This is a genomic window from Metapseudomonas resinovorans (genome assembly GCF_002003485.1).
GTDB lineage: Bacteria > Pseudomonadota > Gammaproteobacteria > Pseudomonadales > Pseudomonadaceae > Metapseudomonas > Metapseudomonas resinovorans_D.
In genome coordinates this window covers 51,574-67,326 of record NZ_BDMA01000075.1, presented here as the reverse complement: position 1 = coordinate 67,326, position 15,753 = coordinate 51,574, and the positions used below count along the sequence as shown (strand labels likewise).

The following is a 15,753-nucleotide window of genomic DNA, read 5'->3' as shown; positions in this document are numbered from 1 at the left end:
GCGAACTCCGTGTAGGGTGCGCCGCGCGCACCAATGTTTTTCAGGAGAAAACGAATTGAACGTGCCGAAAAAGGTCCGCCTGGTCGAAGTCGGCCCGCGCGATGGCCTGCAGAACGAGAAACAACCCATCAGCGTCGCCGACAAGGTGCGCTTGGTGGACGACCTCACCGCCGCCGGCCTCAGCTATGTCGAAGTCGGCAGTTTCGTTTCGCCGAAGTGGGTGCCGCAGATGGCAGGCTCCGCCGAGGTATTTGCGCAGATCCAGCGCAAGGCCGGCGTGACCTACGCGGCCCTGGCACCGAACCTGAAAGGTTTCGAAGGAGCCCTGGAAGCCGGGGTGAAGGAAGTGGCCGTGTTCGCCGCTGCCTCCGAGTCCTTCTCGCAGAAGAACATCAATTGCTCCATCGCCGAGAGCCTGGAGCGGTTCGTACCGGTGATGGAAGCGGCCAAGGCCCACGGCATCAGCGTGCGCGGCTATGTGTCCTGCGTGCTGGGTTGCCCCTATGACGGCGAGGTGCCCGCCGAACAGGTCGCCGCCGTCGCCGCCGAGCTGTACGCCATGGGCTGCTACGAAGTCTCCCTGGGCGACACCATCGGCACCGGCACCGCCGGCGCCACCCGCCACCTGATCAACGTGGTGGGCACCCGCGTGCCGCGCGACAGGCTCGCCGGCCACTTCCACGACACCTTCGGCCAGGCCGTGGCGAACATCCACGCCAGCCTGCTGGAGGGCATCGCCGTGTTCGACAGCTCGGTCGCGGGACTGGGCGGCTGCCCCTATGCCAAGGGCGCTACCGGCAACGTCGCCACAGAAGACGTGCTCTACCTGCTCAACGGCATGGGCATCGAGACCGGTATCGACATGGGCAAGCTGGTGGACGCCGGCCAGCGCATCTGCGCGGTGCTCGGCAAGGAGAATGGCTCGCGTGTGGCGCGGGCGATTCTGGCGAAACAGAGTTGATACTAAAACCGTCTTCTGTAGCCGCGATGCTCTCGCATCGCGGTTCACTCAATTTTTTGTCCAGTCCTACAGCACTGAAAGCCTTCGACGACTACTAACCGCTCTGGTTGGTGACCTTCAAGCAATGGGCGCTCCGTCAAATCCCACAGCGCCATTGCCCCTCCGTAGTAAACCTCGCACCTAGGCCAGATTTTTCTTGTCGACTCGTTGAAATGTCCTCGCCTACATGTCGAAACCTTGAATAGTTCCGATGAAACTTTCGCCTAAAGAGCTAGAAGTTTCCATCCAATTGCAACGATGACATTTCGCTGTCCCTAGGTGCAGATTCTCGCGCGTTCAACTCGCATTTCATACACGCGAATGAGAAACGCAAACATTGAAAAGCCCAATTCACTAAATCTAATCTGAACCGGCACCAATTCGGTGCCAAACAATATCTAGAGGCGTGACAATGAAGAAGAAAAAGCAAGAGAAAAGCAGACCCCAAGTAATTTCAATAAAAGCAAGTTCCTCAACGAAGGGCCGAGGGGTGGCGCCATCATGGAGGGCCGCTACTTCATCTATCGAGGTAACTGGTAGAAAGCATACAGAAAGACTCTCTCCGGAGAGTCTTTCTGTCTCAACCATACTCTTCAGGTACGCAGGACGAACACATCTATGCGCCTAGAAATATATAACCTCAGGACGACTTATACTACACCCGCAGCCCAAGAAAAATGGAGCCTAATAGAATTCAACAAAACCGCAGAGAAAAACAAAAGTACAGAATCCACCATAGCCATTCACAATGACCACATCAGCATCGAAAATAAACTTACAGGCACATCCTAAATTTACGCACGAATCTCAAAGGACAGCATAAAAATATCTCCGCACCTGCTTGAGGTAATCGACTCAAACACCAGAGTATCCCGCCAAGCGATACTTCGTTATCTAAACAACAGAAAAGCACTTGGCGACACAATCTGGGAGGGAGTCTTCAGTATAGGAATTGGCGTTCTAGCAAAAATAAGCAAAGAACCCCGCATACACTTTCACGAGATCCCTATCCCCAGGACAAACGGTGATCCGGCAGATAGGCTTACCAACATTATCTCAGCAATAGTAAAAAACCAGAAAGTCCTTATCCGATTTTCAGGAGGATTAGACTCCACCTCCATACTTACAACTTGCGCATCAGTAACTGAAACCAAAAATATCTTAGCGCTTACATGGTTCTCAAAATTTGACGGCGCCAGTGCCGACCTCACAAACTCCACGAAAATAGCAAAAGCGTTAAACATTGAACATCATCTTATCGAGATAGACGAAGAAAGCCTATTTCAAATCACCGCAACCCAAAACCTTCCAGGATATCCGACACCTGCACTTGCCTTCTCAAAATTTCTTGAAACTTTGAATAACTACTCGATCCGGCACTTTAATGGCATCACACCTGTAATCCTGGACGGGCATGGAGGCGACCACATTTTCCTAGAGTACATTGACCCATTCATGCTCCGCAGCTGCGTAGGCAAAGGCTTCTTCAGAAAGCTTAAAGAGTACTGCCAACTAAACGCCACAGAATTTTTAAAAACCACATCAAAGATCATAAAGGGACGAGACCCTGAGAACTTGAACATCCTCCACAAGCGATACAGAACAGGCTCTTGGCCGCGATACTTTATGACCTCTCCTGGGAGCATGAGAAAAAACATCATACGAGAGGCACTGGATGAAATTGGCGCCCCTAAAACACATCAAGAATCAAAGCTATTTTACCCTCTACTACACCCCTTAATGATTGGTTGCGCTCTATCATATAACCTCACAGAACTCTTCAACTCTACAAACAGCAGAATTCCTCTTAGGAATTCTCTCAGCAAAAAATTCGGAGCTGAGCTATTTAACCAGGCATGCAAAGGTGCCGTGACCGGTTCATTCCAGAAATCACTGGCAATTCAACGCAAACATCTGACCAACCTCGTAACAAACGGATACTGCGCAAGCAACAACCTAATAGATATAGAGGCATTCAAAGAAACCTATGAAACATCCGCCAGAGGAATAAACGGCATCAACTACGAACTCATGAAAATAATCATGCTAGAACTATTAATCTCACACACCCACCGCAGAATTAGCAGGAGGCATGAGAATGAAATTATCCACACATAGCCACCATATAATTATCGATGGCGAAATGGTGATATTTGACGAAATTGGTGACAAATACTGGATACTCAACAAAGAGGAGACAGACACCGTCCTAGATGCACTCCACGTTGAGTCGAAGCCAGAGCTTGATATGAATCCTATAAAGGATCTTGTAGCCGTCGGGGTCTTGACGGCAGGAAATCAAGGCTCAGATATAAAATTTGCCGCCCCGACATAAAGGGGGTTGATTTCCATGAGTGGCAGTCTTCATTCAAAATTGGTCTTGTGCCTGTCAGGAAGAAAATACTCTTCCAATCAGCCTTGGCACTGATATCCGCCTGCATTCTCCTTAACACAATGGGCCTACACAGAACATTCAATTTACTACGTTTAATCAAAGCGAGAAACACCTCAAAAAACTCACTTAGCGATAAAGACGCCCTCGAAATCTCATCAGGAATCAAGACCTCTTCGATATACATCCCACTACCCACCTCCTGCCTTCAACACGCACTAGGCGCACACCTACTTTCATGCTTCAAGGGAAACAGTGTCCGCATGAAGATAGGGGTAAAAAAATATGACTTCCTTGCTCATGCATGGATCGAAAACAACAACACCGTTATCGGAGACAGACCCGACTTACCCGAACTACTTCACACAATATTTTCCATTTAGGATGGATAACCATATGAGACTCACAGCAAATAGGCTCATTACACCGTACGCTAAAGCGTTGAACATCATAAAACCCAGATACCACTCCTTCATCTCCAATTTTTTTTGCGTATTTATTTTCATCTTGATTCTCTCTGGTTTTTCTTCGATCGTGCCTCTTTTTCTGAGAGAAGCTGCGGACCTTCTCAGCCAACCAGGTACGGCCTCGTTCAACGTACTCATTTGCGTTGCCGCCTATGCATTGGCGTGGACACTTAGCAATGCTATGGATTGGATGAAGAGCATCGCAACGTCGTATGTGATGGTCAGGTGTGACACCGCCTTCTACAAAGCCTTGTTCGAATGTTTTCTAAAGATACCTCCGTACCGGCAACAGTCGCTGCCAAAGGGAGAGGTACTCGCAGATTTCGATCGGTCCATGAGCAGTTTTGGACAGATCAACCAGACCCTGTTCTGGGTATTGACACCCATGTTGATTGAGTTTTTATTCGTATTTCTGATCCTTTGGAAAGCGACAAGCATCGTTTTCTCAGCACTCTTCCTGATTGCCATGATTGCCCTATTTTCCTTGGCATTCTGGATCTCTCTGCGTACGCAGGACGTCCACCTCCGATGCTTCGAAGCAACTAATAATCTCACCGGTTTCTTAGTAGAAAAACTGGATGCCAGCCATGAGGTAATACTCAACTCTGCCCAGAAAAAAGAATCAAAAAAGCTAAACCCCTTCCTCGACTCTTATGCCCAAGCGGTGTTTAGTGCCAATACCAAGATGGCTATCCTGCTAAGCATGCAAGTAGTTGCGATCGGTTTGGCACTGCTCACCTTCTCCCTGTCTTCTTCCTACCTCACGATGCATGGAAGTTTCAGCGTTGGAGATTTCGTCATGATTGTTTCCTATGTGGTACAGCTAACAGCACCTTTTGCCGTGGTAGCAAGCTCACTAATCGGCCTGAAGCGCGATTATTTAGCCCTGGATGAAGGTCTTAAATATTTCGAACTCGTAGAATCAGAGCCAAATCGCAATCAAGAAATCGCTGAGCACCATCCAATTTTTGAAGTATCCAATCACTTGACCAACCAAGGAAAAGTATTAACTTTCAAAATTGAAAGCGGAAAAACATACGCCATTTGCGGCCCGTCCGGATGTGGAAAGACGACATTGATTAATGCAATGCTTGGAATTAACACCAGCAGTCAAGGGTCTATTTATTTCAGAGGCATGGAAGTTTCCAATCTCTCATCAACAGTCATAGCCGATCAAGTCAGCGTAGTCTCACAACAACCTTTCGTATTCATCGGAACCCTTCGTGAAAATTTGCTCTATGGAACCGAAGAACCAAGTAGTGATAATGAACTTCTGTGCCTTCTAGACATACTGGGACTTGACTTGAATAGCGAGCAGGATTTCGACTCGCTGGACAGTATTGTAGGGGGCGAAAACCGTCCGCTGTCAGGAGGGGAAAAACAACGACTAGCTATTGCTAGGGCATTGCTACGGAAGAAGCCAGTGATGGTTCTGGACGAACCTACTTCTGCGCTGGATATGGAAACAGAATTTAGAGTTATAAATCTGCTGAAAGACAGGGTTGACACATTGATTGTCATTACTCATCGCGAAACCACGAAGGCCATGGCGGATGAGCTGATCAGTTTTCAGTCCCTAGCAGTCAAAGATAATGAAGTGCCGTACACAAACATAAGTGCCCAAGGCTAAGGCCTGCCGCACCAGCGAAGTTGGTGCACCTGCAATCCCCTTCCCGCGAACGGAAGGGGGTTGAAGACAGTAGTCCGCCCTGCTCTCATGCTCAGGGCATCACCGGCGGCACATACGTCAGGGTCGTCCCCAGCGCCCACAGCAGCACCATCACCAGCGGGATATGCACCAGCAGCTGGACGAAGGAGAAGCCGATCAGGTCGCGCGCCTTCAGGCCCAGCACGCCCAGCAGCGGCAGCATGTAGAAGGGGTTGATCAGATTCGGCAGCGCCTCGGCGGCGTTGTAGATCTGCACCGACCAGCCCAGGTGGTACTTCAGCTCATTGGCCACCTGCATCACGTAGGGCGCTTCGATGATCCACTTGCCACCGCCGGACGGGATGAAGAAGCCCAGCACAGCCGAATACACGCCCATCAGCAGCGCGTAGGTATCGTGGTTGGCGATCTGCACGAAGAAAGTGGAGATGTGGTGCGCCAGGGTCTGGCCGTCGCTGCCGTTGACGGTGGTCATGATGGCGGCGATGGAGCCGTACAGCGGGAACTGGATCAGCACGCCGGTGGTGGTCGGCACAGCGCGGGCCACGGCGTCGAGGAAGCTGCGCGGGCGCCAGTGCAGCAGCGCGCCGGCCATGATGAACAGCAGGTTGTAGGTGTTCAGGCCGGAGATGGCGGTGATCGCCGGCTTGCTGGCGAACTCCTGGGCCAACCAGCCGCCGGCCAGCGCCACCAGCAGGATGATCAGCAGCGGGCTGTGTTCCAACCACTCGCCCGGACGGGTCGGCTTGACCTGGGGTGGCGCAGTGAAGCTCGGGTCAATGCCGCACGCCTTGGCGTCACGGGCGCTGGCGGCGCTCGGCGCGGTCATGTAGGCGATCACCAGCGACACCACCATCAGCGCCAGCAGCATCACACCCGACTGCCAGAGGAAGATGGTCTCGGTGAAGGGAATCACGCCGGTGATGGCGAGGATCGACGGCGGCAGGCTGGCCGGATTGGCCTGCAGCTGCGCAGCCGAGGACGACAGGCCCAGCGCCCAAACTGCACCGAGGCCCAGGTAGGCGGCGGCACCGGCGGCGCGGTAGTCCATCTTCAGCTCTTCACGGCGGGCCAGGGCGCGCACCAGCAGGCCGCCGAACACCAGGGAGAGGCCCCAGTTGAGCAAGGACGCGACCATAGAGATCAGCGCCACCCAGCACACGGCGGAGCGGCCGTTCTTCGGCACGCGGGCCAGCAGGTCGATCAGGCGCGAGGCCGGGCCGGAGCTGGCGACCACATAGCCGCCGATGACCACGAAGGCCATCTGCATGGTGAAGGGAATCAGGCTCCAGAATCCGTCGCCGAAGGCCTTGGCGGCCTGGCTGGCCGGAGCGCCCATGCCCAGGGCAGCGACGGTGACCAGCAGTACGGCAACTGCGGCGAAGACCCAGGAATCGGGAAACCAACGTTCCGCCCAGGCGGAGCAACGCATGGCAAAGCGGGCTGAACGACTTTCTTGAAGTGTGGTGGCCATCGGGTACCTCGGGAGTGTTGTTTTTATCGGCATTCACCCAGTCGGAGCCGGGTGCCGGGACAGTGGTCTTGAAAAGAATCCGAGGGTCTGCGCCCTCTTTTCTGCCTGAAACAACGACGCCACGCCCGGGAGGGGCATGGTGAGGTCGGGTGCCCGTGGCCTTTCAGCCTTGGGCTCGTGCGTGATGGCGTTGCGAGGACCAGGTGGGCCCGGTCCGATGGAACTTTCTAGTTATGGTTAAAGCTGTCGTCGGGTGGATCACGTTTCATCGATCCACCATCGGGCTCCGAGTGGGCACCTATGGTGGAAATGAAAAGCGATTTCCACCCTACATGACCCGCAGTTGCGGGTCGGGTGGCGTTGCGGCTTAGCGCTCGATGGCCAGGGACACGCCCATGCCGCCGCCGATGCACAGGGTCGCCAGACCCTTCTTCGCATCGCGCTTGATCATTTCGTGCAGCAGGCTGACCAGTACGCGGCAGCCGGAAGCGCCGATGGGGTGGCCCAGGGCGATGGCGCCGCCGTTGACGTTGACCTTGGCCATGTCCCAACCCAGTTCCTTGCCGACCGACAGGGACTGCGCGGCGAAGGCTTCGTTGGCTTCGATCAGGTCCAGGTCGGCCAGGTTCCAGCCAGCCTTGTCCAGGCAGCGACGGGTAGCGGTCACCGGGCCGATGCCCATGATGGCCGGGTCGACGCCGGAGTTGGCATAGGCCTTGATCCGCGCCAGCACCGGCAGTCCCAGGGACTCAGCCTTGTTGGCGCTCATCAGCACCACGGCGGCAGCGCCGTCGTTGAGGGTGGAGGCATTGCCAGCAGTGACGCTACCGTCCTTCTTGAAGGCCGGCTTCAGCTTGGCCAGGCTTTCTGCGGTGGTACCGGCACGCGGGCCTTCGTCGGTATCGAAGGCGACGGGGTCGCCTTTCTTCTGCGGAATCAGGATGGGGGTGATTTCATCCTTGAAGCGGCCCGCTTCGATGGCGGCGGCAGCTTTCTGCTGGGAAGCGGCAGCGAAGGCGTCCTGCTGCTCGCGGGTCAGTTCGTACTTCTCCACCAGGTTCTCGGCAGTCACGCCCATGTGATAGCCGTTGAAAGCGTCGGTCAGGCCGTCGTGGATCATGCTGTCCAGCGCCTTGGCGTGGCCCATGCGCATGCCGGTACGGGCTGCCGGGAGGATGTAAGGAGCAAGGCTCATGCTCTCCTGGCCGCCGGCGATGACCACCTCGGCGTCGCCGCAGCGAATCGCCTGGATGCCCAGGTGCAGGGCCTTGAGGCCGGAGCCGCAGAGCTTGTTCAGGCTCATGGCCGGTACTTCGACGGGCAGGCCGGCGAGAATGGCAGCCTGGCGCGCCGGGTTCTGGCCGGCGCCGGCGGTGAGCACCTGGCCGAGGATCACTTCATCGACCTGTTCGCCCTTGAGGCCGGTCTGAGCCAGCAGCTGGCGGATCACGGCGGCACCCAGTTCATGGGCGGGAATGTTGGCCAGCGCGCCCTGGAAGCTACCGATGGCAGTGCGGGTGGCGGCGACGATTACGACGTCTTGCATGAGGATCTCCATTTGATCCATAGGAGCGAGCGTGCTCGCGAATCGAAGCGATCTTCGCGAGCCAGCTCGCTCCTACAAAAGCATTGAAAAAACCGCGCCGGAGGAGAGCCATGCGTGGTGGCCTCCTCCAGAGCGGCAGAGCAATCAGAAGGTCATTTCGACCACGTCGTCCGGGACGATCAGGCGGCCGGCGGTCTTCTCGGCGATCTCGGCGATGCTCACGCCCGGCGCGGTTTCGCGCAGGATGAAGGCGCCGTTCTCGATCTCCAGGTAAGCCAGGTCAGTCAGCACCTTGCGGATGCAACCGGCACCGGTCAGCGGCAGCGAGCAGCTTTCCAGCAGCTTGGACTCGCCGTCCTTGGAGGCGTGGGTCATGGTGACGATGATGTTGTCGGCACCGGCCACCAGGTCCATGGCGCCGCCCATGCCCTTGACCAGCTTACCCGGGACCATCCAGGAGGCGATGTTGCCCTGCACGTCCACTTCGAACGCACCGAGCACGGTGAGGTCCACGTGACCGCCGCGGATCATCGCGAAGGACTCGGCGGAGGAGAAAATGGAAGCACCCTTCACTGCGGTGACGGTCTGCTTTCCGGCGTTGATCATGTCGGCATCGACTTCATCTTCGGTGGGGAAGGCGCCCATGCCCAGCAGGCCGTTCTCGGACTGCAGCATCACTTGCATGCCTTCGGGTACGTAGTTGGCGACCAGGGTCGGAATGCCGATACCCAGGTTCACGTAGTAGCCGTCTTTCAGTTCGCGGGCCACGCGCTGGGCCATCTGTTCGCGGGTCAGTGCCATGTCGGTTTCCTCGAATTCTTCTTGTCGTGATCAGGAGCGGACGGTGCGCTTTTCGATGCGCTTCTCGAAACTGCCAACAATCACGCGGTCAACGTAGATGCCCGGCGTGTGGATGTGGGCAGGGTCCAGTTCGCCCGGCTCGACGATTTCTTCCACCTCGACCACGGTGATACGGCCGGCGGTGGCCGCCAGCGGGTTGAAGTTCTGCGCGGTGTGGCGGTAGATCACGTTGCCGAAGTGGTCGGCCTTCCAACCTTTGACGATGGCGAAGTCGCCGGTAATCGACGGCTCGAGGATGTACTTGCGGCCGTTGAACTCACGCACTTCCTTGCCTTCGGCAATCGGGGTGCCGTAGCCGGTGGCGGTGAAGAAAGCCGGAATGCCGGCGCCGCCTGCGCGCATTTTCTCGGCGAGGGTGCCCTGCGGAGTCAGTTCGACTTCCAGTTCGCCGCTGAGCAGCTGCTGCTCGAACAGGGCGTTTTCACCCACGTAGGAGGCGATCATCTTGCGGATCTGGCGGTCTTCGAGCAGCACGCCCAGGCCGAAACCATCGATGCCGCAGTTGTTGGAAACCACGGTGAGACCTTTGACGCCACGACGGCGGATCTCGGCGATCAGGTTCTCGGGGATGCCACAGATGCCGAAACCACCGGCCAGGACGGTCATGTCGTCTGTCAGCCCGTCCAGGGCTTCCTCGTAGCTGTATACGCGCTTGTCGAGTCCACTCATGCTCATGTGCCTCTTGTCTTTATTGGTCGCGGCGGGGATACCGCCGTTGAGTGGGTCAGAGCTTCACCCGCGCAGACTGATTTGTTAAGTTTGTTTTTCCTAACGATTAATAAGCAAACCAAATCAATGACCATCAAGCAGCTGCGTGCCTTCCTCGCCGTGGCGCAGAGCCTGAGCTTCGCCCAGGCCTGCGAGCGACTGCACCTGTCTCAACCGGCCCTGAGCCTGGCGATCAAGAACCTGGAAGATTCCCTCGGCGGCCAGTTGCTGGTGCGCACCACGCGCAGCGTCGCCCTGACGCCCGAAGGCGAAACGCTGTTGCCCATCGCGCGGCGCCTGCTGGCGGACTGGGACAACGCCGAAGAGCTGCTGCGCCAGCACTTCACCTTGCAACTTGGCAAGGTTTCCATCGCCGCCATGCCCTCCTTCGCCGGCAACTTGCTGCCGGCAGCGCTCAAGGCCTTCCGCGACCAGCACCCCAAGGTCAACGTGGCGGTGCATGACGTGATCAACGAGCAGGTGCTGGAGATGGTGCGCAACCGGCGGGTGGAACTGGGCATCGCCTTCGAGCCGGAGTCCCTCGACGGCCTGGATTTCCTGCCCTTCTATACCGACCGCTTCGTTGCCGTGGTACCGGGTGACTGCGAGCTGGCGCAACGCACCGAGGTCGGCTGGGCAGAGCTGCTGCAGGGCAACTTCATCACCCTGCAGCGCCCCTCTGCAGTCCGCCTGATGCTGGAGGAAGTGCTCGCGCCGCAACACGGCCGCCTGCCGGTGGCCTTCGAGAGCCATCAACTGGTGACCGTGGGCCGGATGGTGGCGCAGGGGCTGGGCGTCAGCGCCGTGCCCAGCCTGTGCGTCCAGCAGATGGAGGAGCTCGGCGCCCGCTGCATCGCCCTGCACAGCCCGCAGGTGGAACGCCGCGTGGGCCTCTTTCGGCTGGCCGAGCACAAGCTCTCCACCGCCGCCCAGGCCCTCAGCGACGTGCTGCTGAAGGCTCACGACTGGAGCCGCCTGGAGCTGCCTCGGCCCTGAGTCAGGGCCTATGCTGAATAGCAACCGGATGACCACCTCTCGCCAGATGAGGATGCGCAGATGGACCAGCCACTGTGGACCCCCAGCCCGGTGCGGATCGCCGCCACCCGCATGGACGCCTTCCGCCGTCAGGTCTGCCAGCAACAGGGCCTGGACCTGCCCGACTACCCTGCCCTGCACGCCTGGAGCCTGGATCGCCGTGAGGCTTTCTGGCAGGCCATAGTCGAGTTTTTCGACATCCGCTTCAGCACGCCACCCACGGCCGTGCTGGAAGAAAGCCCCGTGATGCCCAGCGCCCGCTGGTTCCCCGGCGCCACCCTGAACTTCGCCGAACATTTGCTGCGCCGCCGCGACAGCCACCCTGCCCTGGTGGCCATAGGCGAGGACGGCAGCCGCGTGCAGCTGACCTACGCCGAACTGGCCGCCCATGTCGCGGGGCTGCAGCAAAGCCTGAAGGCCATGGGTGTGGGCGTTGGTGACCGGGTCGCAGTCTTCATGCCGAACACCTGGCAGGCCGTGGTGGGTATGCTCGCCGCCACCAGCCTGGGCGCCACTTGGTCGTCCTGCTCGCCGGACTTCGGTACCCACGGCGTGATCGACCGATTCGGCCAGATCGAACCCAAGGTGCTGATCGCCGCCGCCGGCTATCGCTACGCGGGCAAGGATCTGGACCTGTCCACCAAGCTGAATGAAGTCCTCGAACGCATGCCCTGGCTCGAGCAATTGGTGGTGGTGCCCTATGCCCGTGCCGAGACCCGCCCGGCGGACTTCAGCACCCGCGCGCGGGTCGCCTTGTGGAACGACTTCTACCAGCCCGGCGGCGAGCCCCTGTTCACGCCCGTGCCCTTCGATCAGCCGCTGTACATCCTCTACTCCAGCGGCACCACCGGCGTGCCCAAATGCATCGTCCACGGCGTCGGAGGCACCTTGCTGCAACACGTCAAGGAACATGGCCTGCATTGCGACCTGACGGCATCGGACACCCTGTTCTACTTCACCACCTGCGGCTGGATGATGTGGAACTGGCTGGTTTCAGGCCTCGCCCTGGGCGCCACCCTGGTGCTCTACGATGGTTCGCCCTTCCACCCCAGCCCGGAACGCCTGATGGACCTGATCGATGCCGAGGGCATCAGCATCTTCGGCACGAGCGCCAAGTACCTGGCCGCGCTGGAGAAGGCCGGCGTCAAGCCGCGCCAGAGCCATCGCCTGGAACGCCTCAAGGCCCTGCTCTCCACCGGTTCGCCGCTGTCCCACGAGAGCTTCGAGTACGTCTACCGCGACATCAAGGGCGAGCTGTGCCTGTCCTCCATCTCCGGCGGAACGGACATCGTGTCCTGCTTCGCCCTCGGCAATCCGGTGCTGCCGGTATGGCGTGGGGAGCTGCAATGCAAGGGCCTGGGAATGGACACGCAGGTGTGGAACGAAGACGGCAAGCGCGTGCTCGGCGAGAAAGGTGAACTGGTGTGCGCGCGACACTTCCCGTCCATGCCGGTGGGCTTCTGGAACGACCCGGACGACGCGAAGTTCAAGGCGGCCTACTTCGACACCTTCCCCGGCGTTTGGGCCCATGGCGACTACGCCGAAGAAACCCCGCGCGGCGGCCTGGTCATCCACGGGCGTTCGGACGCCGTACTCAACCCCGGCGGCGTGCGCATCGGCACGGCGGAGATCTATCGCCAGGTGGAGAAAATCGAGGACGTGCTGGAATCCATCGCCATCGGCCAGGACTGGGACGGCGACGTGCGTGTGGTGCTCTTCGTGCGCCTGCGCGAAGGCGTGGTGCTGGACGACGCCCTTCGCAAACACATCCGCCAGGTGATTCGCACCAACACCAGCCCGCGCCATGTGCCGGCGAAGATCATCGCCGTGGCCGACATCCCCCGCACCCTGAGCGGCAAGATCGTCGAACTGGCGGTGCGTAACGTGGTGCATGGAAGGCCGGTGAAAAACACCGATGCACTGGCCAATCCGCAGGCGCTGGAGTTGTATCGGGATCTGCCGGAACTGCGGAGCTGAAGGGGCGGCCCACACATCCTCATGGGGATAGCCCACCCTACGGCCTGAAGGCCGAACATCTGTAGGGGCGAATTCATTCGCCAACCGGGCCGAAGGTCCGGCCTATAGCCCTGGGGGCAGCTGCGCCGCCCTTGGCGATTGAAATCGCCCCTACAGAAGCATGCATCGCGCCTACAGATACGGCCGAATCACACCCAGTGCCCGCTCCACATAAACCTCTTTCTCGCCCACTGGCGCCACATAGTGCAGCGCCGTGGCACAGGCATCCTCGCCAGCCAGTTTGGCAATCACCCAGGCCGCCAGGTACGGCGCGGAGAGGCAGCCACCCGCCGTGGCGAGGTTACCGCTGGCGAAGAACGGTTGGTCGAGTACCTGCACGCCCGCCTCGATCACCCAGGGTTTGGTGGTGAGGTCGGTGCAGGCCGGCAGGCTGCCCAGGAGCCCGAGCTTGGCCATCAGCAGGGCCCCTGAGCACTGCGAGCCGACCAGCTGGCGCTGCGGGTCCAGTTGCAGGCGATCCAGGATGCTGCGGTCCCTGGCGATGTCACGGGTCAGGATGCCGCTGCCGAACAGCACCACATCGGCACTGTTGGCGAACTCCAGCGGCTGTTGCGCCTGCACCCGCACGCCATTCATCGAGGTCACCCACTCGCTGGGCGCCGTGATTTCCGCCTTCCAGCCTTCGCCGCGCATGCGGTTGAGCAGGCCGGCGGCGACAAAGGAGTCCAGCTCGTTGAAACCTTCGAACGTCAGTACGGCGATACGCATCACGACCTCCCGGATCGGTTTGGTGCATGGGGCGAATTTATGCGCGCCGGGACCTGGTCGCTATGTACAGACGCAATTAAATTTGGCCGTACAGGCGTGCGAACCACAGGGTGTAGGGGCGAATTCATTCGCCAACCAGACCGCAGGTTCGGCCGGTGGGTGCCAAGGGGGCAGCTTCGCCGCCCTTGGCGATTGAAATCGCCCCTACAAGGAAGAGCCTTACCTCAGTCCCGGCTCCTCCGGCCCCTCTTCTTCGAGGTCTTCCAGCTTCAGCTCCAGGCCCCAGCTGGCGGCATCCTGGGTGGCACTCGGAGCCGCGACCGGCGCAGGTGCGGCCGCAGCTGGCGCGGGAGCCGCTGCGGGCCCATCGCGATAGAGCTTGAGCTTCAGGCGCAGGTTGTTCGCCGAGTCGGCGTTCTTGATCGCCTCCTCTTCGGGAATGGCGCCCTCCACCACCAGGTCGAACAGCGCCTGGTCGAAGGTCTGCATGCCCAGGCCGCGGGACTTCTCCATGATTTCCTTGATGGAGTGGAATTCGCCGCGCTTGATCAGGTCGCTGATGGTGGAAGTGCCCAGCAGCACTTCCACCGCCGCCCGGCGCTTGCCGTCCTGGGTGCGTACCAGGCGCTGGGAGACGAAGGCCTTGAGGTTGTTGCCCAGGTCGTTGAGCAGCTGCGGGCGACGCTCTTCCGGGAAGAAGTTGATGATGCGGTCGAGCGCCTGGTTGGCGTTGTTGGCGTGCAGCGTGGAGATGGCCAGGTGGCCGGTGTCGGCGAAGGCCAGCGCATGTTCCATGGTCTCGCGGTCGCGGATTTCGCCGATCAGGATCACGTCCGGCGCCTGGCGCAGGGTGTTCTTCAGCGCGGCGTGGAAGCTGCGGGTGTCCACCCCCACTTCGCGCTGGTTGATGATGGACTTCTTGTGCCGGTGCACGTATTCCACCGGGTCCTCGATTGTGATGATGTGGCCGCCGGTGTTGCGATTGCGATAGTCGATCAGCGCCGCCAGCGAGGTGGACTTACCGGAGCCGGTGCCACCGACGAAGAGCACCAGGCCGCGCTTCTCCATCACCATCTTGAGCAGCACTTCGGGCAACTTGAGGTCTTCGAAGCGCGGGATATCCAGCTTGATGTTCCGCGCGACGATGGACACCTCGTTGCGCTGGCGGAAGATGTTGATGCGGAAGCGGCCGATGTTCGGCAGCGAGATGGCCAGGTTCATCTCCAGTTCGCGGTCGAACTCGGCGCGCTGTTCCGGGTCCATGATCGATTCGGCGATCCTGGCCACGTCACCGGCCTTCAAGGGCTCATTGCTGAGCGGCCGCAACAGGCCGTTGAACTTGGCACAGGGCGGCGCGCCCGTGGACAGGTAGAGGTCGGAACCATCCTGGCTGGCCAGGATTTTCAGCATCGCGGAGAGGTCCATGGAGTTGCGTCCAGTCAAGTGTGAAGGCATCCGCGTGGCGGATCACAGGGGAGCAACTGTATGGCGACCGCCCATGCTGGCACAATGAACCGCTCCACAGTCCAAGAGGAATTCCCATGGCCAAGGCCCTTGCCCGCCATATTCTGGTCAAGACCGAGGCGGAAGCCGAACAGCTGAAGAAACGCCTGGATAAGGGCGAAGACTTCGCCACCCTGGCCAAGAAGCACTCCATCTGCCCCTCCGCCAAGCGCGGCGGCGACCTGGGCGAGGTGCGCCCCGGACAGATGGTGCGAGTGATCGATCAGGTGATCTTCAAGAAACCCGTGCGCGTCATTCATGGCCCGGTGAAGAGCCAGTTCGGCTATCACTTGGTGCAGGTTTTCTTCAGGGAGTGAGGGAATGCGGGGAGATGGGCACCGTCCGTGGCGCAGTGC

Annotated in this window: 14 protein-coding genes; 8 read left to right on the top strand and 6 right to left on the bottom strand. The window is 59.0% G+C overall.

Annotation, left to right across the window (positions count from 1 at the left end):
- Positions 1-55 precede the first annotated feature (55 nt).
- The 5 genes from MnOB_RS21195 to MnOB_RS21175 all read left to right on the top strand — a co-directional run bounded on the left by MnOB_RS21195 (position 56) and on the right by MnOB_RS21175 (position 5,489).
- On the top strand, positions 56-961 hold the full coding sequence (locus tag MnOB_RS21195) for a hydroxymethylglutaryl-CoA lyase (protein WP_077526195.1): 906 nt from the start codon (positions 56-58) through the stop codon (positions 959-961).
- An 831-nt stretch (positions 962-1,792) separates the two neighbouring features.
- The gene (locus MnOB_RS21190) at positions 1,793-3,118 is read left to right on the top strand and encodes an asparagine synthase-related protein (protein ID WP_077526194.1); all 1,326 of its coding nucleotides are present in this window, start codon (positions 1,793-1,795) and stop codon (positions 3,116-3,118) included.
- Positions 3,099-3,335 carry a hypothetical protein gene (locus MnOB_RS21185; protein ID WP_077526193.1) on the top strand — a complete coding sequence of 79 codons (237 nt, stop codon included), beginning with the start codon at positions 3,099-3,101 and terminating at the stop codon, positions 3,333-3,335. Before MnOB_RS21190 ends, MnOB_RS21185 begins: the two co-directional genes overlap by 20 nt.
- A 47-nt stretch (positions 3,336-3,382) precedes the next feature.
- Positions 3,383-3,775, top strand: coding sequence for a lasso peptide biosynthesis B2 protein (locus MnOB_RS29655; RefSeq protein ID WP_077526192.1), 393 nt, complete (start codon positions 3,383-3,385; stop codon positions 3,773-3,775).
- 13 nt (positions 3,776-3,788) lie between these two features.
- A complete protein-coding gene (locus tag MnOB_RS21175) occupies positions 3,789-5,489 on the top strand; it encodes an ATP-binding cassette domain-containing protein (RefSeq protein ID WP_158713842.1) in 1,701 nt (566 codons plus the stop codon).
- A gap of 91 nt (positions 5,490-5,580) precedes the next feature.
- Here the strand turns inward: MnOB_RS21175 and MnOB_RS21170 are convergent, their stop codons facing one another.
- The 4 genes from MnOB_RS21170 to MnOB_RS21155 all read right to left on the bottom strand — a co-directional run bounded on the left by MnOB_RS21170 (position 5,581) and on the right by MnOB_RS21155 (position 10,075).
- On the bottom strand, positions 5,581-6,999 hold the full coding sequence (locus MnOB_RS21170; protein WP_077526190.1) for a short-chain fatty acid transporter: 1,419 nt from the start codon (positions 6,997-6,999) through the stop codon (positions 5,581-5,583).
- Positions 7,000-7,366: 367 nt separating this feature from the next.
- Positions 7,367-8,545 (bottom strand): acetyl-CoA C-acetyltransferase, encoded by a 1,179-nt coding sequence (locus MnOB_RS21165; protein ID WP_077526189.1) that lies wholly within the window; start codon positions 8,543-8,545, stop codon positions 7,367-7,369.
- Positions 8,546-8,689: 144 nt separating this feature from the next.
- The gene (locus MnOB_RS21160) at positions 8,690-9,346 is read right to left on the bottom strand and encodes a CoA transferase subunit B (protein ID WP_077526188.1); all 657 of its coding nucleotides are present in this window, start codon (positions 9,344-9,346) and stop codon (positions 8,690-8,692) included.
- A 30-nt stretch (positions 9,347-9,376) separates the two neighbouring features.
- Complete coding sequence (locus tag MnOB_RS21155) at positions 9,377-10,075, bottom strand: CoA transferase subunit A (RefSeq protein WP_077526232.1); 699 nt, start codon at positions 10,073-10,075, stop codon at positions 9,377-9,379.
- A gap of 126 nt (positions 10,076-10,201) precedes the next feature.
- Between MnOB_RS21155 and MnOB_RS21150 the strand changes: the two genes are divergently transcribed.
- A complete protein-coding gene (locus MnOB_RS21150; protein ID WP_077526187.1) occupies positions 10,202-11,110 on the top strand; it encodes a LysR family transcriptional regulator in 909 nt (302 codons plus the stop codon).
- A 60-nt stretch (positions 11,111-11,170) separates the two neighbouring features.
- Positions 11,171-13,126, top strand: a complete 1,956-nt coding sequence (locus MnOB_RS21145) for an acetoacetate--CoA ligase (RefSeq protein ID WP_077526186.1) — start codon at positions 11,171-11,173, stop codon at positions 13,124-13,126.
- A 171-nt stretch (positions 13,127-13,297) separates the two neighbouring features.
- On the opposite strand, the gene MnOB_RS21140 is transcribed toward MnOB_RS21145, so the two are convergent.
- Together MnOB_RS21140 and MnOB_RS21135 are read right to left on the bottom strand one after the other, a co-directional pair.
- Positions 13,298-13,894: a DJ-1/PfpI family protein gene (locus MnOB_RS21140; RefSeq protein ID WP_077526185.1), complete on the bottom strand. Its 597-nt coding sequence runs from the start codon at positions 13,892-13,894 to the stop codon at positions 13,298-13,300.
- Between the two features lie 219 nt (positions 13,895-14,113).
- Positions 14,114-15,319, bottom strand: a complete 1,206-nt coding sequence (locus MnOB_RS21135; RefSeq protein WP_199824573.1) for a PilT/PilU family type 4a pilus ATPase — start codon at positions 15,317-15,319, stop codon at positions 14,114-14,116.
- Between the two features lie 116 nt (positions 15,320-15,435).
- On the opposite strand from MnOB_RS21135, the gene MnOB_RS21130 reads away from it, so the two are divergent.
- Positions 15,436-15,714 (top strand): peptidylprolyl isomerase, encoded by a 279-nt coding sequence (locus MnOB_RS21130; protein WP_028627186.1) that lies wholly within the window; start codon positions 15,436-15,438, stop codon positions 15,712-15,714.
- The last annotated feature ends 39 nt before the right edge of the window (positions 15,715-15,753 follow it).